Here is a 24,910-nt window from a genome sequence, read left to right as displayed (position 1 = left end):
CGGGCCCGGGCGGCATCACCCCCACGTACTCGTCGTCTCTCGCGACGGACCCGTCACCACGTCCGCGGGACGGGCTGCAACAATCGCGGCCATGTCTCATGGCGGCGGCTCATCGCGCCCTGACGAGCTGGCGCGCGAGGCCGGCCGCGAGACCTCGCCCTACATCGAGCTCGACCGGGCCGCCTGGGCGGCGCTCGCGCACGAGGTCGAGAACCCGCTGCGCGCCGACGAGGTGCGGGCGCTGCGCGGTCTCGGCGACCAGCTCTCGATCGAGGAGGTCGAGGAGGTCTACCTCCCGCTCTCGCGCCTGCTCAGCCTCTACGTCGAGTCGGCCGGGCGGCTGCACCGCGAGCAGGAGACCTTCCTGCACCAGCCCACTCCCCCGCGCACGCCGTTCGTCATCGGGCTGGCCGGCTCGGTCGCGGTGGGCAAGTCGACGACGGCGCGCGTGCTCCAGCAGATGCTGGCCCACTGGCCCGAGCACCCCAACGTCGCGCTGGTCACCACCGACGGCTTCCTCTACCCCAACGCCGAGCTCGAGCGCCGCGGCCTCCTGCAGCGCAAGGGGTTCCCGGAGTCCTACGACCGCCGCGCCCTGCTGCGCTTCGTCGTCGACATCAAGTCGGGCAAGGACGAGGTCGAGGCACCGATCTACTCCCACCTCGTCTACGACGTCGTGCGCGACGAGAAGGTCGTGGTCAAGCGGCCCGACATCGTCATCGTCGAGGGCCTCAACGTCCTCCAGCCGGCCCGCACCCGCGACGACGGCCGCACCGGTCTGGCGGTCAGCGACTTCTTCGACTTCTCCGTCTACGTCGATGCCGGCACGAGCCACGTCCGCGACTGGTACGTCGAGCGGTTCCTGCGCCTGCGCGAGACCGCGTTCCGCGACCCCGAGTCCTACTTCGCCAAGTACGCCGCTCTCTCCCGCGACGAGGCGGTCGCCGAGGCGGGCCGCATCTGGGACGCGATCAACGGGCCCAACCTCACCCAGAACGTGCTGCCGACCCGCTCACGCGCGACCCTCGTGCTCCGCAAGGACCGCGACCACTCGGTGCGCTACGTGCGCCTGCGCAAGCTCTGAGCACCAGCGGTCGGCAAACGTAGGGGTCCGACCCTGACGCGATCGAGGCGCCGGCGGCGGAGGCTGTGGCGGTGACTGTGCCCGCGACCCCGCGCCTGCGTGTCCTGCTCGCCCTGACCCTCGTCGTGCCCGCACTGGCCGCGGTCGCGACGCCGGCTCCGGCGCGAGCCGCGACGACCTACACCTGGACCGGCGCGTCGAGCACGTCGTGGCATGAGGCTGCGAACTGGTCGCCGGCGGGCGTCCCCGGCACCGACGACAGCGTGGTGGTGGTCGGACCGGTGGCGCGCAACATCACCGACGTCCCGACCCTCACGCTGACCTCGCTCACCGTCGGCTCCCCCACCACCAGCGGGTTGGTGGTGGGCGGTCCGGGCACCCTCACCGTCGACGAGCTCGACTGGACGGGCGGCACGATCGACGTCGACCTCGTCGTCGCCGCGCCGAGTGGTACCGACGCGTCGGTCATCTCGCCGAGCGGGTCGCCCCTGCGCTTCGGCGGCGGCACGCGCACGCTGACGGTGAGCAGCGCCGTCGACGTGCTGCCCGGCGCCGCCGCGGGCACCGGGCCGTGGGTCCAGCTCATGTTCGACAGCAACGTGCGGGTCACCCCCAGCGGCACGCTCGGCCTCGACGGCGGCGCCTACCTGCTCGCCAACCGTTGCTGCACCGACCCGACGTCGACCATCACGGTCGACGGACGGCTCGACGTCACCGGCACCACCGGCCAGACCACGCGGCTCGAGCAGCTCGGCCTCGACCACGCCGGCGGGGTCGACGTCGACCCGGGCGTCACCCTCCGGCTGGTCGGCGGGCCCGTGCGGGTGGGCAGCAACGCCGTCAACCAGACCTCCGGCGGCGTCGTCCTGCAAGGCGGTGGGGTGCTCGAGGTCGCCGAGACCGACGGCGGCAACTTCCGGCCCGACGCCCCACTCGCGCCCGACGGCACGATGAAGTTCCTCAGTCCCGGCGGCGTGCTGGTGCTCTCGCAGGGAACCACGTTGCGGCTCGGACCGTCCGCCACCACCTCCGGGACCGGCCGCCTGGCCGGCGAGGGCCGGTTGCAGCTCGCGGGAGCCGCGCTCCGCGGCAGACTGACCCTCGACCCCGGGGTGACCGCGTCCACCGTCGCCGGGACGACGTCGCGCCTGGCCGCGTGGGACCCCGCCGTCGCCGGGCAGCACGGCGCGCTGTACCTGCGCGGCGGGCCGCTGACGGTGGTGCCGACGTCCACGCTGCGGGTCGACAGCCGCACTCGGCTCACGGTGCTCGACGGCGGGCAGCTGACCGTGCAGGGCGGCGCCTCGCTGAGCGCAGGCGGCTGCTGCACCAGTCCCGGTCAGGTGGTCCTCGACCCCGGCGGGCGGCTGCGCGTCGGCGGTGGCTCCAGCGCCCCGGCCGAGGTCAAGTGGTTCGCCCTCAGCGGGTCGGGCGAGGTGCTGCACGCCGGACCCACCACCTGGGACCTGCCGGTCAGCACGCTCACCGCCGACGCCCGCATCACCGGCACCGGCACGATCACCGGCGACTACGCCGTCGGCGCGGCGTCGGTGATGCCGGTCGGCGTGCTCACGGTCAAGGGCGACTACCGCGGCAGCGGCGCCTACCGTCCGACCCTGCCGGCCTCCGGCAGTGGCACCGTCGCCCCCAGCCGCCTCGTCGTCACCGGCGAGGCGCGGCTCGGCGGCCGACTCCTGGCCCGGGGGGCGACGCGCTTCGCACCGGGCCACCGCGTCGTCGTGCTCCAGGCCGGCCGCATCTCCGGCGGGTTCGCGTGCTCGGTCGTCCCCGGCGTCGTCCTGTCGTCGACGACGACCACCGTGGGGCTGCGCGGCATCGCGGTGGGCACTCCGGCGTGCACCTACCCGGCGCCGGCCCGGCTGCTCTCCGCGACCTTCAAGGGACGCAAGGCTGCCTCGCTCCGGCTCTCCCCCGCGGCCCGGCAGGTGATCGTCGAGGTGACGGTCTCGAAGGCCTCCGGCAGCACGCGCCTCGGCGTCTCGGCGGGCAGGGGCACCCGGACCGTCCAGGTGCGCAGAGGAAAGACGGTCAGCAGGACGCTGCTGCTGCCGGTCGGGCCGGCCCGCAGGCTCGAACTCCGGCTGGGCAAGCGGGCCCGGGTCGTCGTGACCCGGGTCGCCTGGACGGCGTAGGTCCGGTCAGCTCGCGTCGAGCACGTCGATGACGAAGAACAGGGTCGCGCCGCCGGGGATCGTGGGCGGCGAGCCCGCGTCGCCGTAGCCGAGGTCGGACGGGATCGACATGATGATCCGGCTGCCCACCTTCACCCCGGGGATGCCCTGGTCCCACCCGGGGATCAGCTGGCCGACGCCGATGGGGAACTCCACCGGCGTCCCTCGGCTGTAGCTCTCGTCGAAGGGCTGCTCGCCCTGGTAGACCGAGCCGAAGTAGTTGACGCTCAGCGTCTGCCCGACCTCGACCTCGGGGCCGTCGCCCTCGGTCACCGTGGCCACCTCGAGCTCGGTGCCGGGCTCGGGGGTGTCGGTGAAGTCGAGGCCCGTGACGCTGTCGGCGTCGTCGGTCTCGATGATCGGCGCCCACGGCGCGACCGGCGTCGGTCCGTCGGCGCTGCTGTCCGAGGTCTCGGCCGGGGTGTCGGACGACGGGTCGGTGGCCTCGGTGTCCTCGTCGTCGCCGCACGCGGCGAGGACGACGGTCAGGCTGGCGGCCGCGGCGACCAGGCCGACGCGACGGGTGAGCTGGATCAGGGACATGCGGGTTCCTCTCGAGGTGGCCGAGGTGGCCGAGACGGCACGGGGACGGTTCAGAGCGCGAGCCGGGTGCGGACGACGCCGGCCAGCCGGTCGGCGACGTCGTGGGCGAGCTGCGACGTGGGGGCCTCGACCATGACCCGGACCAGGGCCTCGGTGCCCGAGGGGCGCAGCAGCACCCGGCCGGTCGTGCCGAGCAGCGCCTTCTCGGCCTCGACGGCCTCGAGCAGGCCCGGGTCGTCGCAGCGGTCCTTGTCGACGTCGGGCACGTTGACGAGCACCTGCGGCAGACGGGTCATCACCGAGGCGAGGTCGCGCAGCGACCGGCCGGTGGTGACCATGCGCTGCAGCACGTGGAGGGCGGTCAGCAGGCCGTCGCCGGTGGTGGCGTGGTCGCGCATGATCACGTGGCCGGACTGCTCGCCGCCGAGGTTGTAGCCCCCGGCGCGCATGTCCTCGAGCACGTAGCGGTCGCCCACGGCGGTCTGGCGCACGGTGATGCCGGCGGCGGTGAGGGCCTGCACGAAGCCGAGGTTGCTCATCACCGTCGCGACGACGGTGTCGTCGACGAGCCGGCCGGCGTCGCGCATCGCGAGGGCGAGGACGGCCAGGATCTGATCGCCGTCGACGACCGCGCCGGTGGCGTCGACGGCGAGGCAGCGGTCGGCGTCGCCGTCGACGGCGAAGCCGGCGTGGGCGCCGTGGTCGACGACGGCGCGCTGGAGCCGCTCGAGGTGCGTGGAGCCGTAGCCGTCGTTGATGTTGAGGCCGTCGGGCTCGGCCCCGATGGTCACGACCTCGACGCCGGCGTCGAGGAACGCCCGCGGGCCGACCTCGCTGGCCGCGCCGTGCGCGCAGTCGAGGACGACGCGCAACGGGCCGGAGGTGCGGTCGGGGAGACGCTCGTCGAGCGGTCCGTCGAGGGTGCGCACGAGGTGGGCGGCGTACTCCTCGACCGTCGGCTGGTAGGGGCGCACCCGGCCGACGTCGGCGCCGGTCGGTCGCTGCCAGTCCTCGCCGACGTGCTCCTCGATCTCGCGCTCGAGGGCGTCGTCGAGCTTGACGCCGCCGCGGGCGAGGAACTTGATCCCGTTGTCGGGCATGGCGTTGTGGCTCGCACTGATGACGACGCCGATGTCGGCGTCGAGGGCGTCGGTGAAGTAGGCGACGCCCGGCGTGGGCAGCACCCGCAGGCGGTAGACGTCGACGCCGGAGGCCGCGAGGCCGGCGACGACGGCGTGCTCGAGGAACTGCCCGGAGATGCGGGTGTCGCGACCCACGACGGCGAGCGGTCGCTGGCGGGAGTACTCGCCGTGGTCGACCAGCACGCGCGCGGCCGCGACGCCGAGGTCGAGCGCGAGCTCGGCCGTGAGCGTGCCGTTGGCGAGGCCGCGGACGCCGTCGGTGCCGAAGATGCGGGGCATCAAACCTCCCGGTGGTGAAGCGGACGTGCCCGGATACGCCGATGGTCGGCGGCCCGGTGCGGGCCGCCGACCATCGGACGGTGCAGCTGGATCAGCGCTTGCTGAACTGCGGCGCCTTGCGGGCCTTCTTGAGACCGGCCTTCTTGCGCTCGATGACGCGGGCGTCGCGCGTGAGCAGCCCGGCCTTCTTCAGCGTCGGGCGGTTGGTCTCGACGTCGATCTCGTTGAGGCAGCGGGCCACGCCGAGGCGCAACGCGCCGGCCTGGCCGGTGATGCCGCCACCGTGGATGCGGGCGATGACGTCGAAGCGGCCCTCGAGCTGCAGCGCGGCGAAGGGCTCGTTGACGACCTGCTGGTGCAGCTTGTTCGGGAAGTAGCTGTCGAGGGCGCGGCCGTTGACGCGCCACACGCCGGTGCCGGGCACGATGCGGACGCGGGCCACGGCCTCCTTGCGGCGACCGGTGGCCGCGGCGGGGGCGATGGTGGCCGGGCGGGCCGGGGTGTCGGCGGACGGGGCCGACTCGGACGTGTAGGCCACGCCCTGCTCGTCGGTGTCGAAGGTCTCCTCGACCTCGTCGACAGAAGGAGTGTTCTCAGACATGGGTGCTTACCTGCTCAGTCTCGGTGGAAGATCGTGATTACTGGGAGATCTGCTTGATCTCGTGGGGCACGGCCTTCTGAGCGGCGTGCGGGTGCTCGGCGCCGGCGTAGACCTTGAGCTTGGTCAGCTGCTGACGGCTGAGCTTGTTCTTGGGCAGCATGCCCCACACGGCCTTCTCGATGACCTTGCGGGCGTCCTTGGCGAGCACGTCGCCGATCGCGGTCTCGGTGAGACCACCGGGGTAGCCGGAGTGGCGGTAGACCTTCTTGGTCTGGGCCTTGTTGCCGGCCAGCGCGACCTTCTCGGCGTTGATGACGATGACGAAGTCGCCGCCGTCGACGTTCGGGGCGAAGGTCGCCTTGTGCTTGCCGCGCAGGAGCGTCGCGCACGCGACGGCGAGGCGGCCGAGGACGATGTCCTCGGCGTCGATGATGTGCCACGTGCGCGTGATGTCGCCGGGCTTGGGGGCGTAGGTACCCATGACCGCACTTTCTCTCGTTCGTAGGATCCGCACCGGATGCGCTCCGGGCGGTGGTGGAGCACCGCGTCTCTTGACGAACTCGGCCCGGCTCTCCGCCTGCCGGCTCTCGCCGGGGGACGGGGTCCGGGACTGCCCGGCCCGGGTCAGGGGCAGAGCGGCAGGGACGCGACCCCCAAGATTAGGCGTCGGCTCGCGCGGGGGCCAAATTCACAGCGCCCCGGCCGGGGCTCGGGTCGTCGGCGTCGTCTCGTCGTGCCACCCGTCGTCCCACCAGCGGGCACCCGGATACCACCGATCAAGAGGGCAGACTAAGTTGTTTGGCGTGACCGACTCTCTCACCGTCCGCGACAACCGCACCGGCACGGAGTACGACGTCCCGATCAACGACGGCACCATCAAGGCCGCCGACCTCGGGAAGATCCGCACCGACGAGGAGTCCCCCGGGCTCGCCGTCTACGACCCGGGTTTCGTCAACACCGCTTCCTGCCGCTCCTCCGTCACCTACATCGATGGCGACAAGGGCATCCTCGAGTACCGGGGCTACCCGATCGAGCAGCTCGCCGAGAGCTCGAACTTCCTCGAGGTGGCCTACCTGCTCATCCACGGCGCGCTGCCGACCAAGGCCGAGTACGACGCCTGGGTGCACGAGATCACCTTCCACACCTTCGTGCACGAGAACGTCAAGGAGTTCATGCAGGGCTTCCGCTACGACGCGCACCCCATGGGCATGCTCATGGCGTCGGTCGGCGCCCTGTCGACGTTCTACCCCGAGGCCGCCGACATCAAGGACGCCGACAACCGGCACATGCAGATCGTGCGCATGATCGCCAAGATGCCGACGCTCGGCGCGTGGTCGTTCCGCAACGCCCAGGGCAAGCCGTTCGTCTACCCCGACAACGACCTCGGCTACACCGCCAACTTCCTCTCGATGCTGTTCAAGATGAGCGAGCAGAAGTACGAGGCCGACGAGCGACTCGTCAAGGCCCTCGACGTGCTGTTCATCCTGCACGCCGACCACGAGCAGAACTGCTCGGCCAACGCCGTCCGCTCGGTCGGCTCGTCGCAGGTCGACCCCTACTCGGCCGTCGCGGCCGGCGTCGGCGCGCTCTACGGCCCGCTGCACGGTGGCGCCAACGAGGCCGTCCTGAAGTCGCTGAAGAAGATCGGGTCGAAGGAGAACATCCCCGACTTCATCAAGGGCGTGAAGGACGGCAACGAGCGCCTCATGGGCTTCGGCCACCGGGTCTACAAGAATTACGACCCCCGCGCGCGGATCATCAAGAAGGCCGCGATGGACGTCTTCGAGGTCACGGGCACCAACCCGCTCCTCGACATCGCCCTCGAGCTGGAGAAGATCGCGCTCGAGGACGAGTACTTCGTCAAGCGCAAGCTCTACCCCAACGTCGACTTCTACTCCGGCCTCATCTACGAGGCCTTCCAGTTCCCGCCCGAGATGTTCACGGTGCTCTTCGCCATCGGCCGCACGCCGGGCTGGCTCGCGCAGTGGCTCGAGCTGGTGCAGGACAAGGAGCAGAAGATCGCGCGCCCGAAGCAGATCTACACCGGCGACCGTGAGCTCACGTTCACGCCGGCCGCCGAGCGCTGGGCCTAGTCCACGCTCGAACGTCAGAGCCCCGGTGCCTCGGCACCGGGGCTTCGTCGTTTCCGCGCTACAGCGTGCCCGTCGTCGGTCGAGTCAGCGGCGGGTGAGCGCGACGACGGGGATGACCCGGTCGGTCTTGGCCTGGTAGTCGGCGAAGCCCGGGTACTCGGCGGCCTGTGCGGCGTAGGCCCGGTCACGCTCGTCGCCGTCGAGGTCGTGGGCGACCACCTCGACCGTCTCGACACCGGAGCCGTCGCCGACCTCGATCCTCGCCTCGGGGTGGGCCTGCAGGTTGTGCCACCACGCGGGGTTGTCGGGGGCGCCGGCCTTCGAGGCGAACACCAGCCAACGCTCGCCGTCGGCGCGGTACATCATCGGGTGCACGCGCTCGGCGCCGGACTTCGCGCCCGTGCTGTGCAGCAGGAGCAAGGGTGCCCCCTCGAACGGCCCACCGACCCGGCCGCCGTTGGCGCGGAACTCGGCGATGACCTGGTCGTTGAAGTCGCTCATGACCTCAGTCAAGCGGTCGCGTCAAGCGGTCGCGTCAGGCCCGCGGGAGGTCGGGCAGCGGCGTCCGGTGCAACCACTCGACGAACAGGTCGGTGAGGTCGGCGCCGGTGCGCTCGACGGCCATCGCGACGAAGTCGGCGGTGACGACGGAGCCACCCGTGTGCTCGGCGACCCACGCGCGCAGCAGGTCGAAGAACGGCTCGTCACCGACGGTGCGACGCAGGGCGTGCAGGGTCAGCGCCCCGCGCTTGTAGACGCGGTCGTCGAACATCAGGGCCGGGCCGGGGTCGGCGAGCACGAGGTCCTGGTCGAGACCGCTGAGCCGCTCGTGGTGGAGCTCGGCCCAGTGGTCGGCCGACTCGCCGCCGGACTCCTCCGACCACAGCCACTCGCTGTAGCAGGCGAAGCCCTCGTGCAGCCAGATGTCCTGCCACCGCCGGAGCGTGACCGCGTTGCCGAACCACTGGTGCGCGAGCTCGTGGGCGACGAGGCGCACGGAGTCCCACTCGCCGTCGAGGAAGTTGCGACCGAAGGTCGACAGGCTCTGCGACTCGAGCGGGATCTCGAGGTCGTCGTCGGTGACGACGACCGAGTAGGTCGGGAACGGGTAGGGCCCGAAGAGCCGGCTGAAGACCTCGAGCATCTCGCCGTTGCGGCCGAAGGAGGCGTCGAAGCCGGGGTCGGCGTCGGCCGGGACGGCGGCCAGCAGCGGCGGCTCGCTCGCGAGCTCACGGACGTCGTAGCGCCCGATCTGCACCGTGGCCAGGTAGGTGGCCATGGGCAGCTCCTGCTCGTAGCGCCACGTGGTGACGCTGGCCGAGCGCTGCTTCTTCGCCAGGGTGCCGTTGGCGACGACCGTGTAGTCGTGCGGCACCGCGACGGCGATGGTGTAGGACGCCTTGTCGTCGGGCCGGTCGTTGCACGGGAACCAGGTGGGCGCACCGTGGGGCTGGCCCGCGACGATGACGCCGTCGGTGAGCTCCTCCCAACCGGCGTCGTCGTGGTGCTTGTCGACGATCGGCTGGGGGTTGCCGGCGTAGGTGATGCGCAGCTCGAAGTCGCGCCCGGCGGCCACCTGGGTCTTGGGCGTGACGACCAGCCGGTGGCCGCGCGCGGCGTAACGCGCGGGGGCCTTGCCGTCGAGCAGCACCTTGGTGACCCGCAGGTGCGCGAGGTCGAGCACGATGCGCGACAGGTCGTCGGTCGCGGTGGCCCGGATCGTGGCCTGCCCGCGCAGGTGGTTGCGGGCGAGGTCGTAGCCGAGGTCGAGGTCGTAGTGCCGGGCACTCCAGGACGGGTCGCCGTGTCCGGGCAGGTAGGGGTCGGCGGTGGGGAGGCCGTTGCTCACGCGTCGCCCGCCCAGGGGCCGATCGGGTTGCCGATCCACCGGGTCTTGTCGGGCACCGACTCGCCTCTCATCACCAGGGACACGGGGCCGACCGTAGCGTGCCGTCCGAGTGTCGCCGCCGGGAGGATGACGCTGTTCGGGCCGAGGGTCGCGCCCCGCTCGAGGGTGACGACGTCCTGGGCGAACCGGCGGTCGTGGAACAGGTGGGTCTGCACCACGCTGCCCTGGTTGACGGTGGCGCCGTCGCCCAGGACGACGAGGTCGGCCTCGGGCAGCCAGTAGGTCTCGCACCACACGCCACGACCGATCGACGCACCGAGCATCCGGAACCAGGCGTTGAGCACCGGGGTGCCGCTGACGGCGTGCGCGAACCACGGGGCCGCGACGACCTCCACGAAGGTGTCGGCGAGCTCGTTGCGCCACACGAAGCCGCTCCACAGCGGGTGGCTGCCCGGCCGCAGGCGGCCGATGAGGAGCCACTTGGCGAGCACCGTGACCAGCGCGGCGACGAGGCCGCCGACGACCAGGAGGGGCCCGGCCAGCACCAGCGCGACGACCACCCCCGGACCGTCGAGCACGGCGACGAGCGCGATGGCGACCAGTCCGGCGATGGCGAGGGAGACCATCTGGGGCAGGAGGCGGCAGGCCTCGACGAGCGCGCGGTAGACGCGCAGCCGCGTGGGCGGGTCGTAGGTGCGGTGGTCGGCGTCGTTGCCGGCCGTGCGCCGCAACGGGGCCGGTGGGCTGCCGAGGTAGGACTCGCCCTTGTGCACCGCGCTGCGGTGCGGGGCCGCCGACAGGACGGCGACCAGGGAGGCCTTGGGCACCTTGCGGCCGGGCGCGGCCATGCCGGAGTTGCCGACGAAGGCGCGCTTGCCGATCTTCACCCGCTCGACGCGCAGCCAGCCGCCGCCGAGCTCGTAGCCGCCGATGAGGGTGTCGTCGGCGAGGAACGACTCGTCGTTGACCTGCGTGAGCGAGGGGATCATCAGCACCGTCGAGGCCTCGACGTCCTTGCCGACGCGGGCGCCGAGCGCGCGCAGCCAGAAGGGCGTGAGGCTCGAGGAGTAGAGCGGGAAGAGCCACTGTCGCGCCTCGTCGAGCACCCGCATCGTCGTCCAGACCGCGAGCGCGCGGTGTCCGCGGACGGGGTGCACGCCGGCGACGACGACCCGCCCGGCGAGTCGCACCAGGCCCCACACCAGCAGGGCGAGGACGAGGAGCCCGAGCACCGTCGACAGCGGCAGCCACCACAGCAGGGCGACGAGGTCGCCGACGTCGGCCGGCCGGTCGGCCAGCAGCAGCGGCGGCAGCGCACCGACGACGACCGCCGCGACCGGCAGGAGCGCGAGCAGCAGGGCGGCCGCGGCGTAGGCGGCCACCCACAGGCGGCTGCCCGAGGGCCGGTCGGACCAGGGCCCGCGGGCGTCGTCGGAGACGCGGACGGCGGGCGATCCCGACCAGTACTCCCCCGCCGGCACCTCGTCGAACACCGCCGAGCCGGGGGCGACCTCGGCGTCGGCGCCGACGACGGCGCCGGGCAGGAGCATGCTGCGCGCGCCGATGCGGGCCCGCGCGCCGACCCGGACCTCACCGACGTGGAGGACGTCGCCGTCGACCCAGTAGCCGCTGAGGTCGACCTCGGGCTCGACGGAGCACCCCCTGCCGAGGCGCAGCAGGCCGGTGACCGGGGGCAGGGAGTGCAGGTCGACGTCGCGGCCGACCCTCGCCCCGAGCAGCCGCGCGTACCACGTCATGAACGGCGCGCCGCTGAGGGCCGTGGCGCCGACGGCGTCGCCGATGTGGCCGGCCAGCCACAGCCGCAGGTGGGCCTTGCCACCCCGCGGGTGGTCGCCCGGGCTCACCGGACGCAGCAGCAGGCGAGCGGCGCCGGCCGCGACCAGCATGCGGCCCGGCGGAGTGACGAAGACCAGGCCGAGCACCAGCAGCAGCACGACCGGCGGGTCGGGCAGCCACCCGAGCCCGTCGAGGCCGCCGAGCACCAGGCAGGCGAGACCGACCCAGAACACCCAGCGCGGGGCGGCGAGGCTGCGCAGCAGCACGGTCGCGACGACCTGGCCGGTCTGGGTCTTGAGCGGGGTCGGGCGCACCAGACGGTCGGTGGTCGCCGACGAGGCCGACATCGAGTCGAGGTAGGTGGCCAGGGTGGTCAGCGTGGAGTGCTCGTAGAGGTCGCCGACGACGACCTCGGGCTGACGCTCGCGCAAGCGCGAGACCATCTGCGCCGCGGTGAGGCTGCCCCCGCCGAGGTCGAAGAAGTCGGCGTCGCCGGACTCGACGGCCGCGCCGAGGACGTCGAGCCAGAGCCCGGCGACCCACTGCTCGGTGTCGGTGAGACCGGCGAGGGCGTCGGTGCTGGTGGGCAGCGGCCACGGCAGCGCGTCGCGGTCGACCTTGCCGGAGGTGCGGGTCGGCAACGTGTCGACCACGGCGAGGCGGGGCACGAGCGCAGCCGGCATCGAGGTCCGCAGGTCGGCCAACGAGGCCGTCTGGTCGAACGAGTCGTCGACGGTGACGTAGCCGACCAGCAGGCTGGTGCCGGACGCCGTGCGCCGGACGGCGGCCGCCGCGCCGACGACGCCCGTGAGCTGCAGCAGCGCGCTGTCGATCTCGCCGAGCTCGATGCGGCGTCCGCCGAGCTTGACCTGGTCGTCGGCCCGGCCGCCGAACAGCAGGCCCTCGGGGTCGTTCACCACGAGGTCGCCGCTGCGGTAGGCGCGCGGCCAGCCGAGGGTGGGCATCGAGGCGTACTTCTCGGCGTCCTTGGCCTGGTCGAGGTAGCGGGCCAGCCCGACGCCGCCGATGATCAGCTCGCCGCTCGCGCCGGCCGGGACCGGCCGGCCCTCGGCGTCGACGACCGCGAGGTCCCAGCCGTCGAGGGGCAGGCCGATGCGCACGGGGCCCTCACCGGTGAGCAGGGCGCCGCACGCGACGACGGTGGCCTCGGTGGGGCCGTAGGTGTTCCAGACCTCGCGCCCCGGCGCCACGAGGCGGGTCACCAGCTCGGGCGGGCAAGCCTCGCCGCCCATGATCAGCAGCCGGACGGCGGCCAGGGCCTCGGCCGGCCAGAGCGCGACGAGGGTGGGCACGGTAGACACCACGGTGACCTCGTTGGCGACCAGCCAGGGGCCGACGTCGATGCCGCTACGCACCAGCGCTCGCGGGGCCGGCACCAGGCAGGCGCCGTAGCGCCAGGCCAGCCACATCTCCTCGCAGCTGGCGTCGAAGGCGACCGAGAGCCCGGCCATCACCCGGTCGCCGGGGCCGAGCGGCTGCTCCTGCAGGAACATCCGCGCCTCGGCGTCGACGAAGGCCGCGGCCGAGCGGTGGCTGACCGCGACGCCCTTGGGCTTGCCCGTGGAGCCGGAGGTGAAGATGACCCAGGCGTCGTCGTCGAGGCTGGGGTCGGCGACCGCGCGCGCCTCGTCGCGGCGGCGCACCGTGACCGCGAGGTCGGGCCCGACGACGGCGGCGACGTCGGCCTCGCCGAACACCAACCGGGCCCGCTCGTCGGGGTCGTCGGCGTCGACCGGCACGTAGGCCGCCCCGGCCAGCAGGATGCCGATGATCGCGACGTAGAGGTCGGTGGTGCCCGAGGGCACCCGGACGCCGACCTTGTCGCCCGGGCCGATGCCGAGGCCCGCCAGCTCGGCGGCCAGCCCGTCGGCGGCCTCCTCGAGCTCGGCGTAGGTCAGCACGCCGGTGCCGGCGTCGACGGCGGGCTCGTCGGCCGCCTGCGCGACGGTCTCGCGGAACACGTCGACGAGCGTGCGCGGCGGCGGGGCGAGGTGGGCCCGCCGGAGCGGGTCGTGGTCGTGCGGGTCGGTCACGACGGAGGAGTCTTCCGAGATCAGGTGAACGGCTAGTGGACAGCCTCGCAGCGCGGGCACGTGTCGTCGCTCACCTCAGGCGCGCGCCCCGATCACCGGTGCGTCGTCGGCGGCGCCGTCGCGCAGGGCGCCCGCCACGGCGTTGAAGTCGCCGGCCGGCACCTCGAACAGCCCGCGCCGGAACGGCAGGCCCCAGTGCTCCTCGTCGTCGACGAAGCCGAGCACCGGCAGCAGCGGCCTCACCGGCACCGGCGCGACCTGCTCGAACGTCATGCGACGGCGCCAGTGCAGCAGGCCCTCGCGCACCTCGACCTGGTAGGGCTCGTCGTCGACGACGACGCCGAGCGCGGTGAACTGCTGGAGCCTCCGGCCGGTGCTCAACGCCGTGCGCGGGCTGTAGAACACCATGCCGTCGCCCCGCGAGAGCCGCCGCAGCCGGGTGTCGCGCCCGTGGCCGGCCTGGGTGAACCCGCCCTCGACGCCGAGCAGGACGTGATCGAGGCTGATCGAGTTGATCCAGTAGCGCGCCATGCGCTCGACCCTGCCACCCGCCACCGACAAGGATGGGCGGATGCGCATCGCGATCGTCGGTCTCGGCACCAGCGGCGCGACGCTCGCCTGCCTCCTCGCCGACGCCGGCATCGACGTCACCGTCGTCGAGCAGGCCGACGACCCCCGACCGGTCGGCGCCGGTCTGTGGCTGCAGGAGCTCGGGCAGCAGGTGCTCGACCGGCTCGACCTGCTCACGCCGCTACGGGCCGTCTCGCGCCCCGTGCGTCGGGTGCACATGACCGCCCGCGGGCGCACGATCGTCGACCTCGGCTACGACGCACTCCCGGGCTCGAAGCCGGCGCTCGGCGTCCGGCGCGGCGACCTGTTCGCCCTGCTGCTCTCCGAGGTGCGCCGGCGCGGCGTGCCACTACGGCTCGGGGTGCCCGTGACCGGGGTGCGGCCCACGCCGTCCGGCATCGCGGTCGAGACGGCCCACGGCGACCTCGGCTCCTTCGACCTCGTCGTCGGCGCCGACGGCAGCCGCTCCGCCGTCCGACGCAGCATGAACGTGACGAGCCGCGACCGGCCCTACGCCTACGGCGCCCTGTGGGCGGTCGTGGAGGACCCCGACGGCTCGTCGACCGACACGCTCTTCCAGGGCCTCGGTGCCGACACCAGCACCTACCTCGGGGTGCTGCCGACCGGCCGTTCGTCCGCCTCGCTCTTCTGGTCGGTCCACACCCGCGACCTGCAGGTCCGCGCCGGCGACCTCGACGCCTGGCGCGCCGTCGCCGCGCCCTACGCCGGCCCGCACACCGGGTTGCTCGACCGCGTGACCGAGCTGCTGCCGGCGTCCTACCGCGACGTCGTCGTCCGCTCGCCCTTCCGCGTCGAGGGCCGGTGCGGCGCGGTGCTCGTCGGCGACAGTGCCCACGCGATGAGCCCCCAGCTGGGGGTCGGGACGTCGCTCGCGCTCGCCGACGCGTGGACGCTCGGGCACGCGCTCGCCGGTGACGCCGACCTGCCTCGTGCGCTGGCCACGTACGCGCGCCGGCGGGCCGCGCACGTGCGCTGGTACCAGTGGACGACGCGGCTGATGATGCCGGCGTTCCAGAGCGACCTGCACCCGGTCGCCTGGCCGCGCGACCACCTCGCGCGCCCTCTGACCCGCACCCCGGGGGTGGCGCCGGTGCTCGTCGGCGTCCTGTGCGGCGACCGGACGACGCCGTTCACCCGGTGGCACCTGCCCGACGGGGCGTGACGCAGGTCACGACCGACCGTCGCGTTCTTCTCACCCTGCTAGCCAAGTCTCAGCAACGTCATAGGACCGGCGAGCAATGTCGTTGACATGAACGACACGCCCCTCCCGCCGCCGCCGGACCAGCCGCGCCAGGACCCGCAGGACTCGCAGTACCCGAACTTCCGGTCCTTCCAGGACTACCAGGACTACCGCGACGCCCCGCCGCCGCCGGGACAGTTCACCCAGGCGATGCCCGTGCCGCCCCCGCCGTCGCACGCGCCGTCGCACGCGATGCCGCCGCGCCGGGGACGCAAGGGCTTCGCGGCCGCCGTCGTCGCCGCGGCCCTGGTCGTGGGAGGTGGCGCCGGACTGGGCGGCGCCGCCGCCTACGACGCCATGAACGGCGGGGACTCCGCCTCGGGCGGTGGCCCCGGGCAGGCCGTGACCACGAGCCAGGTGGTCAAGGACTCGACCGGCACCCCGGCCGCCGACGGCAGCGTCGAGCAGGTCGCCGCCGAGGTGCTGCCGTCCGTCGTCAAGCTCGACGTCGCCGGCAGCCAGGAGGCGGGGTCGGGCTCGGGCATCATCCTGAGCTCCGACGGCCTGATCCTCACCAACAATCACGTGGTCGAGGTCGCGGGCGAGGGCGGCATGATCACCGCCTCGTTCTCCGACGGCAGCCACGCCCAGGCCAAGATCGTCGGCACCGACCCGCTCACCGACACCGCGCTCGTCCAGGCCGAGGGCGTCAGCGGCCTGACCCCGGCCACCATCGGTGACTCCAGCGCGGTCGACGTCGGCGAGGAGGTCGTGGCGATCGGCTCGCCGTTCGGCCTCGACGCCACCGTCACCTCCGGCATCGTGAGCGCGCTCAACCGTCCGGTCGGCGTCGGCTCCGACAGCCAGGGCAACGCCACGGTGTACCCGGCGATCCAGACCGACGCGGCGATCAACCCCGGCAACTCCGGCGGCCCCCTCGTCGACCTCGACGGTCACGTCATCGGCATCAACTCCTCGATCCAGTCGACGTCGAACGGCAGCGGCGAGGCCGGCTCGATCGGCCTCGGCTTCGCGATCCCCATCGACGAGGTGATGCCGATCGTGCAGCAGATGAAGAACGGTGAGACGCCCACGCACGCCCGCATCGGGGTCTCGGTGCAGAACGTCGCGAACAGCAACGGCGCCCTCGTCGTCGACGGCGCCCAGATCTCGCAGGTGGGCACCGACTCGGCCGCCGGCCAGGCCGGCCTGCGCGACGGCGACGTCATCACCAAGGTCGACGACACCCTCATCACCGGTTCCGACTCCCTGGTGGCCACGGTGCGGTCCTACCGCCCCGGCGACAAGGTCACCATCACCTACGAGCGCGACGGTCGCCAGAGCACCGTCCAGCTCACCCTCGACTCCGACGGCGGCTCCACCTCGTAGCCACCGTCGGACGGGCCTCCCCCGAGTGAGGTCCAGCGTCTGGGAGGGCGCACACCGACGGCCACCGGTCCTGCGACCGGTGGCCGTCGGCCGTCGTGTCCGCCGGCACGACGACGGCCCGGTCCGGGAGGTTCTCGACGGGTTGGGAGACTGGACCCCGTGCGATTCACCGAGCGCGAGATGACGTTGGCCCTCCAGGGCGCTGCCCAGCAGGTCCTGGCCGCGAAGGACAAGGACGTCCGCAAGGGCCGCCGCACCGCCGACGAGGCCTGGACGGCGCTCACCCAGCACCAGCGCTACGTGCTCCTCGACGGCCTCGGCACCCAGGTGCTGCCGACGTTCGTCGCGCTGCCCGACGTCGCGGTCGAGCCGGGCACCCGCCCGACGTTCACCGACGCCGAGATCGAGGCCGCCGTCCTCGAGACCGGCGCGGCCGACCTCGGCGGGCTGCGCGGCAAGGTCGTGCTCAAGGCACGGGTCGCCCTCGTGAAGCTGGCACTGGAGTGCGTCCCGCCCCGCGCCGACCCCGACGCGCTGATCGTGCCCGACCACCTCTGAGCGCACCCTCGGGCGTGCCGGTAGCCCCGCTCACGTCGTGCGCGGGGCTGGTCGGGGCGGTCAGGGATGTCGTCGGGCGTGGGTGCCGGGTGGTGGCCTGCGGTCGACGGTCTTCTCGATGCCGGTCGGTGAGGTCCAGGCGTAGAGGCCGAGTTCGACCATGCGGTAGGACCAGTGGCCGTGGGTCTTCGCTCGATGGTGCCTGCGGCAGAGCAGGGCGAGGTTCCAGGTCGCGGTGACGCCGCCGGACTCGAACGGGACGATGTGGTCGAGGTCGACCCGACGCCGGCTGCAGTCGGGGAAGACGCAGCACCGGTCGCGGAGCGTGACGCGTTCGCGGATCGCGTCGCTGGGTCGGTAGGCCGGGGTCTCGGCGGGTTCGGCGAGGTCGATCACCGGCTTCACCGTGACGTTCGTGCCGGCCGCCTGACACCATTCACGGACCTGCTGGACGAGGAGCGGGGTCTGGGTGTTGTCGAGCAACCCGGGCAGGTCAGGGTCGACCGCGTCGAGGTGGGCGTAGATAGTCACCCCACGACCCGTGCCGCTGGTGTCGAGGTCCAACGACAACTGGTGGCGGGCCATCTCCCCCAGGGCCTGCGAACGCCGCACGTCCAACGTCTCGGTCGACCCGAGGTCGGCCAAGGCCTGGGCGCCATCGCGCAGCGCGTGTTCGAGGTCGATCGCATCAGCGGTGTCGAGCGTGGCGACGACATCGACGGTTCCGTCGGTGGTCGCACCGGCGAGGTAGACGTTCACCCGCCGGCCTTCCAGTGCGGCGAGGCGTCGGGCTTCGGCGTCGGCGGGGTCGTGCTCGGCGCGGGCGGCGTCGACGGTCCGGTCGAGCTGAGCGAACGAGGACCGCTCCGCCACGGGTGTGATGGCCTTGTCGACGTGCCACGCCGCGGTCTCGGACAGCGACATGGTCGCATCCGCGATCTTGAACGCCCGCCACAGCGCGACCTCGTGCTTGACCACCCGCAAGTACAAGCGCGGGAGCCGGTGACACAGCTCGAGTGCCCGACCGAGGTAGGTCAGGCCGGCGTCGGTCGACATCCCGAGTGACAGGGCGAGGTCGAGTGCGGCGTACTCCGGCACCGCCGGCGCCCCCGGACCGGCCAGGTGCAACGGCCGCTCCGCCGACTGCAACAGCACGACGACCTCGTCCGACGTGGCCTCGTTCCGCTCAGCCCACGCCAGCACCGACTTCAGCGTCTCGACCTGTGCGTCAGCCTCAGCGACCCGACGCCCACGCACCGCGTGCAGCAGCGGATCGCTGCTGGTGCGGGTCGCGGTGGCCGTAGGCCATGATACCACGGATTCGAACGCATGTTCGAGTCAATCTCGATCACGAACCGAAGCCAGCTCCCTCCCCTGGCCGCGCTTTGGCGGGCGGTGCGCCGGAGCCTGCGGAGGCGCCACCGCACGCGCCGGACCAGCACGCCGCACGAGGCTCGGGGTCAAGGACCAATCCCCGAAACCGTGTGACGGCTCACCGTAGGGATTGGTCCTTGACGCCGAGACGCGGCGTGCTACCGCGCGCGGCCAACCCAGCCCCACACATGAAGCATCAAGACGGCGAGCAACAAGGTCGAGACCAACCACTCACACCCTCTTCTGGAACTCCCCCATCCGCGAGACCGGCCGGTACCCGAGCGCGTCGTTGACCGCGATCATGTGGTCGTTCACCTCGGCGTTCCAGGTCGCGACCCGCGTGGCGTCCGGGCGCTCGCGCTGCAGCAGCCGCTGGTTGGCGACCTTGAGTGCCAGCCCGAGGCGGTGGCCGCGGTGGTCGCGGTGCACGAGGGTGCCCCACTGGTAGGCGGTCCGGCTGCGGTTGCCCTGCACGATGAGCGTGTAGGCGACGACGACGCCGTCCGCGAGAGCGACGGAGTGGTAGGTCCAGCGGTCCTGCTTGGCGATGCTCGCCTCCTCCTCGCGCATCCGGGCGACGTCGGCGGCCATGGCCTCGCGCTCGATGTCGCCGACCGGGGCCTCGGTCATCAGGCTGCCGTCGAGCTCGGCCCACGACGGCGCGAGGTCGTCGGCCACCGGCCCGACCCACGACCGGAGCTCGTAGGCCTCGTGGTGCGGAGCCGCCGAGGCCGCGAGCCGGTCGAGCAGGGCGTCGTCGACCGGCACGTCGAGCCAGCGTTGGACGTCGCTCAGGCCGAGCCGGTAGCCGTGCCGTTCGGCGAAGCGCACGCACGCCGCGCCACCGGCGTCGAGGCCGGAGGTGCCGTGCTCGTAGCGCCACCAGCCCTCGGAGTCGAGGATCGTCCGGCCCGCGCGGGTCGCGCGCTCCTCGCAGGCCGCGAGCATCGTGCTGCCGTGCCCGCGCCGCTGGTGCGCCGGCGCGACGGCCACCTCGACGTATCCGGCGGACAGGTTGTCCAGCAGGGGCAGCGAGACGACACCCGCGGCCACGACCTCGTCGTCGACGAACCCGACGAGCGCCGTCCGGGCCCGGTCGGAGGTCGGCTCGCGCCACTGCACCGTCGTCTCGGGCAGGTCGAAGACCTGCGCCTCCTCGACGCCGACGGCGTCCTCGCGCGCGCCGGCGTAGACCGCGTGCCAGCGGGCGAGGAGGTCGTCGTCGAAGACGTCGAGCACCCGGACGTCGAGCCGCGAGCCGGTCATCGGGCGCGCGCCACCCGTCCCTCGTCCCAGACGGGTCCGTCGGACTCGTAGACCTCGCCGTCGGCACCGTAGACCAGGAACCGGTCAAAGCCGCGGGCGAACCACCGGTCGTGAGTGACGGCGAGCACCGTGCCCTCGAAGGCCTCGAGACCCTCCTCGAGCGCCTCGGCGCTCTGGACGTCGAGGTTGTCGGTCGGCTCGTCGAGCAGCAGCAGCGTGGCGCCGCTGAGCTCGAGCAGCAGGATCTGGAAGCGCGCCTGCTGACCGCCGCTCAGCGACTCGAAGCGCTGCTCGGCCTGGGCGCTGAGCTCGTAGCGGTCGAGCACCCGGGCCGCCTGCTCGCGGCCCATGCCCGTACGGCCCAGTCCGTTGGGGTCGCCGTCGCCGCGGTGCAGAATCTCGACCAGCGTGCGCCCGACCAGCTCCGGGTGCTCGTGGGTCTGCACGAACCAACCGGGCCGCACGCGCGCCCCGAGCTTGGCCTTCCCGCGGTGGACGACGGGCTCGATCTCGACGTCGCCGACCGGCTGGTGCTCGACGTCGGGGTCGCTGCCCCCGGCGGCGAGCAGGCGCAGGAAGTGCGACTTGCCGGAGCCGTTCGAGCCGAGGACGGCGACGCGCTCGCCGTACCAGACCTCGAGGTCGAAGGGCCGCATCAGGTCCTGTCCACCGGCAGAGAGCTCGAGGTCGGTGCACACGACGGCGCGCTTGCCCGTGCGCCCGCCCTTGAGGCGCATCGAGACCTGCTGCTCGCGGGGCTGCTCGGTCGGGGGGCCGGCCTCCTCGAACTTGCGCAACCGGGTCTGCGCAGCCCGATATTGGCTGGACATGCCGTCGTTGTACTCCGACTTGACCTTGAGGCGCAGCACGAGCGCCTTGATCTTGGCGTGCTCCTCGTCCCAGCGACGGCGCATCTCCTCGAAGCGCGCGAAGCGGTCCTTGCGGGCCTCGTGGTAGCTGGCGAAGCCGCCCGGGTGGGTCCAGACCAGGTTGCCGCCGCCGCCCGCACCCAGCTCGACGGTGACGACGCGGGTCGCGGTGTTGTCGAGCAGCTCGCGGTCGTGGCTGATGTAGAGGATCGTCTTGTCGGAGGCGCGGATGCGGCCCTCGAGCCACACCTTGCCCGGCACGTCGAGGTAGTTGTCGGGCTCGTCGAGCAGCAGCACCTCGTCGGGGCCGGCCAGCAGGTACTCGAGCACCAGCCGCTTCTGCTCACCGCCGCTCAGGGTGCGCAGCTCGCGATACTTGGCGCGGTCGTAGGAGACCGCGAGGGCCTTCGTGGTGCACACGTCCCAGGTGACCTCGAGGTCGTAGCCGCCGGCGTCGGCGTAGTCGTGCAACGCCTCGGCGTAGCGCATCTGGGCCTTCTCGTCGTCGGACTCCATGAGGGCGAGCTCGCACGCCTCGACCTGGGCGTGCGCGTCGCGGACGCGCGCCGGGCTGACGCTCAGCAGCAGGTCTGCGACGGTGGCGTCGTCGCCGAGGCCGGCCTTGACGTCCTGCCGCATCACCCCGAGCCCGCCGGTACGCGTGACGGCGCCCGCGTGCGGCACGAGGTCGCCGGTCACGATGCGCAGCAGGGTCGTCTTGCCTGCGCCGTTGGCACCGACCAGGGCGACCTTGGCTCCCTCGCCCACCCGGAACGAGACGTCGTCGAGCAGCACCCTCCCGTCGGGCAGCTCGTACCGCACTCCACTCACGTCCACGTGTCCCACGAGGGGTCATTGTCCGCCACGACCACCGCCCGGCGCACGGTGATTACCTCCCAGCCGGCTCGTGACCGGCGCACAGCAACCTCACAGCCGCCACGAGGAGCGTCGGGACCATCACCGGAGCACACCTCAGGAGCCGCCGATGTCCACCTCACCCGACACCCAGGTCCGACGGGTCGCCCGCTGGCGGGCCGGACTCGTCGCCGGTGCCCTCACCGCCACCCTCGGCGTCGTCGGGCTGGTCGGCGCCCACGCCGCCGCTGACGCCTCGACCACGCCGCCCTCGGTGACCAGCACGACCAGCTCGAGCACGGGTTCGTCCGGCTCGTCACACCGGTCGTCGGGCCTGTCGGCCGGCTCGGGCTCGACGGCGCCGCACGCCACCTCGGGCGGGTCGTGATGCACGCCGCGCACGAGTGGTCGCTCTGGTCGACCCGCGCCCGCGTGTGCGTGACCGACGTCCGGCTGCTCGACGAGGCCGTCGCCCGGGTGCGCTCGCTGCTGGCCGAGGTCGACGACGCCGCGAACCGGTTCCGCGCCGACTCCGAGATCAGCCGACTCGGCCCCGGGACGACGCAGGTCTCGCCGATGCTCGCCGACCTGCTGCGCTCCGCCCTCGTCGCCGCCGCGACCACCGGCGGCGCCGTCGACCCGACCGTCGGCCGCGCGCTCGTCGACCTCGGCTACGACCGCACCATCACCGAGATCGAGGACGCCGCGGCCCGCATCGCCGTCCCGGCGCCGGGCTGGCGGACGCTCCGCCTCGACGACGACCGGCTGACGCTCCCGGACGACGTCCGCCTCGACCTCGGCGCCACCGCCAAGGCCGTGGCCGCCGACCGGGCCGCCTCGCTCGTGGCCGACGGGCTCGGCTGCGGGGCACTCGTGAGCCTCGGTGGCGACGTCGCGACCGCCGGGCAGGAACCCCTCGGCGGCTGGCAGCTGCGCGTCGCGGACGCGCCGGGCGACCCCGAGACCCAGGTGACCGTCGACGCCGGGTGGGCCGTGGCGACGTCGAGCACGGTGCGGCGAACATGGCGCAGCGGGGGTCGCACCCATCACCACGTGGTCGACCCGGCGACAGGTCGCTCCGCGCCGACCATCTGGCGCACCGTCAGTGTCGCCGCCCCGACGTGCGCGGAGGCGAACGCCGTCGCGACGGCGGTCGTGGTCATAGGCCCGAGCGGCCCGGCGTGGGCGCGGGAGCTGGGTCTCCCGGTGCGTCTGGTCGACCGACGACGACAGGTGCGGCTGCTCGGCGACTGGCCGGCCGAGACCGGACGGTATGTCGCATGAACATGGACCTCGCCCTGTGGGCGCTCGGCCGCGGCACCGCCATCGTGGCCCTGGCCCTGCTGACCACGTCGATCGTGCTCGGCGTGCTCGCCCGTTCCGGTCGTCCGCTCGGGTCGCTGGGGCGGTTCGGCGTCGTCGACCTGCACCGCACCGCCGCCCTGACGGCCGTCGGGCTGGTCGTCGTGCACGTCGGGTCGCTCCTGCTCGACTCCTACGCCCAGCTGAGGCTGGTCGACCTCCTGGTGCCGTTCGTCGGCGCCTACCGACCGGTCTGGCTGGGCCTCGGGACGGTGGCCGTCGACGTGCTGCTCGTCGTCACCGTCGTGAGCCTGGCTCGTCATCGCGTCGGACCCCGGGTCTTCCGAGCCGTGCACCTGAGCACCTACGCCCTCTGGCCGAGCGCCTGGCTGCACGCCGTGGGGACCGGGACCGACTCCGGCACGCTGACCCTGAACACCTTCGCCGGGCTCTGTCTCGCCGCGGTGGTCGCGGCCGTGGCCTGGCGAGTGGCGCCGTCGTTCGCCGGTCGTGGCCGCGCGCGGGTCGAGCGGGTGACGTCATGAGCGCGACGACCGTGTCGATGCTCGGCACCCCGCCGGCCGCGTCCCTGCCGCGGCTGGGCGTCCACGACCTGCTCGCGGTGGTCGAGGCGGCCGGTCTCACCGGGCGCGGCGGCGCCGGCTTCCCGACCGCGACGAAGGTGCGCAGCGTCGCCGGCGCCCGGGACGCCGTCGTCGTCGCCAACGCGATGGAGGGCGAGCCGCTCTCCCACAAGGACGCCCTGCTCCTGGCGCGGGCGCCGCACCTCGTCGTCGAGGGCCTGGTGCTGGTCGGCGGGGCGCTCGGCGCGACCCGCCGGGTCGTCGCGGTCGGCGTCCACGTCGACGCCGGCCCGCTGCGACCCGTCGCGGCGCACCACGGAGTCGAGGTGCAGGTCGTGGACGGCGGGTTCGTCGCCGGCCAGGAGACCGCGCTGGTCCGAGGCCTCTCCGGCCTGCCCGCCGTGCCGCGCGACCCGTCGGTGCGAGTGACGTCACGCGGCGTCGACGGCCGACCGACGCTGGTGCTCAACGCCGAGACGCTGGCCTCGGTCGCGCTCGCCGTGCGTCTCGGTCCGCAGTCGGCCACGAGCCGGCTGTTCTCGGTCAGCGGCGACGTCGCCCTGCCCGGCGTCGTCGAGGCGCCGCGCCACGCGCTGCTGTCCGACGTCGTCGACCGCGCCCGGCCGGGACCGGTCCGGGCCGTGCTGGTCGGCGGGTACCACGGCACGTGGCTGCCCGCCGCCCGGCTCCCCACGCCGCTCGCCGACCTCACGCTCGGGGCCGGCGTGGTGCACGTGCTCGGACCGGGCACGTGCCCGCTCGAGGCGACGGCGCGCATCACCCACTACCTCGCGGGCCAGAGCGCTCGCCAGTGCGGGCCGTGCGTCAACGCCCTGCCACGGGTGGCCGACACCGTGGCCCGCCTGGCCGCGGGTCCGCCCGACCCACGGCTGCCGGCCGAGGTCGCCCGGCTCTCGGCCCTCGCCGCCGGTCGCGGCGCCTGCGCCCACCCCGACGGGACCGTGCGCATGGTGGCCAGCGCCCTGCACACGTTCGCCGACGAGGTGTCCGCCCACCTCGCCGGGAGGTGCCTCCCGTGACCCGCCTGCACGTCGACTGGACCCGGTGCGACGGGCACGGCGCCTGCGCCGAGCTGCTCCCCGAGCTGCTCGACCCCGACGAGTGGGGCTACCCGGTGGCCCGCTCCGGCGAGCGCGACCCCGCCGTGCCCGCAGCGCTCGACAGCCGGGCCCGCCACGCCGTCCGGTCCTGTCCACTCATGGCCCTCCGGTTGTTCACCGACTGACGCCGCACTCGACGCCTCGGGCTCATCGAACCCTCATCCGGGGCTCACCCCCGGCTCACCGG

The 24,910-nt window shown here is 73.2% G+C and carries 22 protein-coding genes; 11 read left to right on the top strand and 11 right to left on the bottom strand.

Going from position 1 to position 24,910, the window contains the following annotated elements; all coding sequences use genetic code 11:
• Positions 1 to 91: 91 nt before the first annotated feature.
• Together coaA and ABFT23_RS19750 are read left to right on the top strand one after the other, a co-directional pair.
• The gene (coaA, locus tag ABFT23_RS19755) at positions 92 to 1,084 is read left to right on the top strand and encodes a type I pantothenate kinase (protein WP_347898316.1); all 993 of its coding nucleotides are present in this window, start codon (positions 92 to 94) and stop codon (positions 1,082 to 1,084) included.
• 71 nt (positions 1,085 to 1,155) lie between these two features.
• Entirely contained in the window at positions 1,156 to 3,237 is a 2,082-nt protein-coding gene (locus ABFT23_RS19750) for a hypothetical protein (RefSeq protein WP_347898314.1), read from the top strand.
• Between the two features lie 6 nt (positions 3,238 to 3,243).
• Here ABFT23_RS19750 and ABFT23_RS19745 read toward each other — a convergent pair whose 3' ends face one another.
• The 4 genes from ABFT23_RS19745 to rplM all read right to left on the bottom strand — a co-directional run bounded on the left by ABFT23_RS19745 (position 3,244) and on the right by rplM (position 6,322).
• Entirely contained in the window at positions 3,244 to 3,819 is a 576-nt protein-coding gene (locus tag ABFT23_RS19745) for an FKBP-type peptidyl-prolyl cis-trans isomerase (protein WP_347898313.1), read from the bottom strand.
• Positions 3,820 to 3,869: 50 nt separating this feature from the next.
• Complete coding sequence (gene glmM / locus ABFT23_RS19740; RefSeq protein WP_347898311.1) at positions 3,870 to 5,240, bottom strand: phosphoglucosamine mutase; 1,371 nt, start codon at positions 5,238 to 5,240, stop codon at positions 3,870 to 3,872.
• 91 nt (positions 5,241 to 5,331) lie between these two features.
• On the bottom strand, positions 5,332 to 5,841 hold the full coding sequence (gene rpsI / locus ABFT23_RS19735) for a 30S ribosomal protein S9 (protein WP_347898309.1): 510 nt from the start codon (positions 5,839 to 5,841) through the stop codon (positions 5,332 to 5,334).
• Between the two features lie 37 nt (positions 5,842 to 5,878).
• Positions 5,879 to 6,322 (bottom strand): 50S ribosomal protein L13, encoded by a 444-nt coding sequence (rplM, locus tag ABFT23_RS19730; RefSeq protein ID WP_347898307.1) that lies wholly within the window; start codon positions 6,320 to 6,322, stop codon positions 5,879 to 5,881.
• Between the two features lie 322 nt (positions 6,323 to 6,644).
• On the opposite strand from rplM, the gene ABFT23_RS19725 reads away from it, so the two are divergent.
• On the top strand, positions 6,645 to 7,934 hold the full coding sequence (locus ABFT23_RS19725; protein ID WP_347898305.1) for a citrate synthase: 1,290 nt from the start codon (positions 6,645 to 6,647) through the stop codon (positions 7,932 to 7,934).
• Positions 7,935 to 8,018: 84 nt separating this feature from the next.
• On the opposite strand, the gene ABFT23_RS19720 is transcribed toward ABFT23_RS19725, so the two are convergent.
• The 4 genes from ABFT23_RS19720 to ABFT23_RS19705 all read right to left on the bottom strand — a co-directional run bounded on the left by ABFT23_RS19720 (position 8,019) and on the right by ABFT23_RS19705 (position 14,165).
• Positions 8,019 to 8,435, bottom strand: coding sequence for a nitroreductase family deazaflavin-dependent oxidoreductase (locus ABFT23_RS19720; protein WP_347898303.1), 417 nt, complete (start codon positions 8,433 to 8,435; stop codon positions 8,019 to 8,021).
• Between the two features lie 34 nt (positions 8,436 to 8,469).
• Complete coding sequence (locus ABFT23_RS19715; RefSeq protein ID WP_347898301.1) at positions 8,470 to 9,783, bottom strand: M1 family metallopeptidase; 1,314 nt, start codon at positions 9,781 to 9,783, stop codon at positions 8,470 to 8,472.
• The gene (locus tag ABFT23_RS19710) at positions 9,780 to 13,634 is read right to left on the bottom strand and encodes a Pls/PosA family non-ribosomal peptide synthetase (protein ID WP_347898299.1); all 3,855 of its coding nucleotides are present in this window, start codon (positions 13,632 to 13,634) and stop codon (positions 9,780 to 9,782) included. Before ABFT23_RS19710 ends, ABFT23_RS19715 begins: the two co-directional genes overlap by 4 nt.
• A gap of 75 nt (positions 13,635 to 13,709) precedes the next feature.
• The gene (locus tag ABFT23_RS19705; protein ID WP_347898297.1) at positions 13,710 to 14,165 is read right to left on the bottom strand and encodes an EVE domain-containing protein; all 456 of its coding nucleotides are present in this window, start codon (positions 14,163 to 14,165) and stop codon (positions 13,710 to 13,712) included.
• Positions 14,166 to 14,205: 40 nt separating this feature from the next.
• On the opposite strand from ABFT23_RS19705, the gene ABFT23_RS19700 reads away from it, so the two are divergent.
• From ABFT23_RS19700 to ABFT23_RS19690, 3 genes are all read left to right on the top strand, one after another.
• Entirely contained in the window at positions 14,206 to 15,387 is a 1,182-nt protein-coding gene (locus ABFT23_RS19700) for an FAD-dependent oxidoreductase (protein ID WP_347898295.1), read from the top strand.
• Between the two features lie 87 nt (positions 15,388 to 15,474).
• Positions 15,475 to 16,794, top strand: a complete 1,320-nt coding sequence (locus tag ABFT23_RS19695; RefSeq protein WP_347898293.1) for a S1C family serine protease — start codon at positions 15,475 to 15,477, stop codon at positions 16,792 to 16,794.
• 159 nt (positions 16,795 to 16,953) lie between these two features.
• Positions 16,954 to 17,352: a hypothetical protein gene (locus tag ABFT23_RS19690; RefSeq protein WP_347898291.1), complete on the top strand. Its 399-nt coding sequence runs from the start codon at positions 16,954 to 16,956 to the stop codon at positions 17,350 to 17,352.
• Positions 17,353 to 17,412: 60 nt separating this feature from the next.
• On the opposite strand, the gene ABFT23_RS19685 is transcribed toward ABFT23_RS19690, so the two are convergent.
• The 3 genes from ABFT23_RS19685 to ABFT23_RS19675 form a co-directional block, all read right to left on the bottom strand.
• Entirely contained in the window at positions 17,413 to 18,669 is a 1,257-nt protein-coding gene (locus ABFT23_RS19685; protein WP_347898289.1) for an HNH endonuclease signature motif containing protein, read from the bottom strand.
• 288 nt (positions 18,670 to 18,957) lie between these two features.
• A complete protein-coding gene (locus ABFT23_RS19680; RefSeq protein ID WP_347898288.1) occupies positions 18,958 to 19,992 on the bottom strand; it encodes a GNAT family N-acetyltransferase in 1,035 nt (344 codons plus the stop codon).
• Positions 19,989 to 21,707, bottom strand: coding sequence for an ABC-F family ATP-binding cassette domain-containing protein (locus tag ABFT23_RS19675; protein ID WP_347898286.1), 1,719 nt, complete (start codon positions 21,705 to 21,707; stop codon positions 19,989 to 19,991). The genes ABFT23_RS19680 and ABFT23_RS19675 overlap by 4 nt, the downstream gene beginning before the upstream one ends.
• 139 nt (positions 21,708 to 21,846) lie before the next feature.
• On the opposite strand from ABFT23_RS19675, the gene ABFT23_RS19670 reads away from it, so the two are divergent.
• From ABFT23_RS19670 to ABFT23_RS19650, 5 genes are read left to right on the top strand one after another with little or no spacing between them, the layout of a single operon-like run.
• The gene (locus ABFT23_RS19670) at positions 21,847 to 22,104 is read left to right on the top strand and encodes a hypothetical protein (RefSeq protein ID WP_347898284.1); all 258 of its coding nucleotides are present in this window, start codon (positions 21,847 to 21,849) and stop codon (positions 22,102 to 22,104) included.
• Positions 22,104 to 23,000 carry an FAD:protein FMN transferase gene (locus ABFT23_RS19665; protein WP_347898282.1) on the top strand — a complete coding sequence of 299 codons (897 nt, stop codon included), beginning with the start codon at positions 22,104 to 22,106 and terminating at the stop codon, positions 22,998 to 23,000. Before ABFT23_RS19670 ends, ABFT23_RS19665 begins: the two co-directional genes overlap by 1 nt.
• On the top strand, positions 22,997 to 23,563 hold the full coding sequence (locus tag ABFT23_RS19660; RefSeq protein ID WP_347898280.1) for a ferric reductase-like transmembrane domain-containing protein: 567 nt from the start codon (positions 22,997 to 22,999) through the stop codon (positions 23,561 to 23,563). The genes ABFT23_RS19665 and ABFT23_RS19660 overlap by 4 nt, the downstream gene beginning before the upstream one ends.
• Entirely contained in the window at positions 23,560 to 24,642 is a 1,083-nt protein-coding gene (locus tag ABFT23_RS19655; RefSeq protein ID WP_347898278.1) for an NADH-ubiquinone oxidoreductase-F iron-sulfur binding region domain-containing protein, read from the top strand. Before ABFT23_RS19660 ends, ABFT23_RS19655 begins: the two co-directional genes overlap by 4 nt.
• A complete protein-coding gene (locus tag ABFT23_RS19650; protein WP_347898277.1) occupies positions 24,639 to 24,848 on the top strand; it encodes a ferredoxin in 210 nt (69 codons plus the stop codon). Before ABFT23_RS19655 ends, ABFT23_RS19650 begins: the two co-directional genes overlap by 4 nt.
• The last annotated feature ends 62 nt before the right edge of the window (positions 24,849 to 24,910 follow it).

Origin of the sequence: Nocardioides secundeburneus (assembly GCF_039939255.1) — a bacterium.
Taxonomy (GTDB): Bacteria; Actinomycetota; Actinomycetes; order Propionibacteriales; family Nocardioidaceae; genus Nocardioides.
The sequence above is the reverse complement of the archived record's forward strand: the minus strand, read 5'-3'. Positions and strand labels throughout refer to the sequence as shown.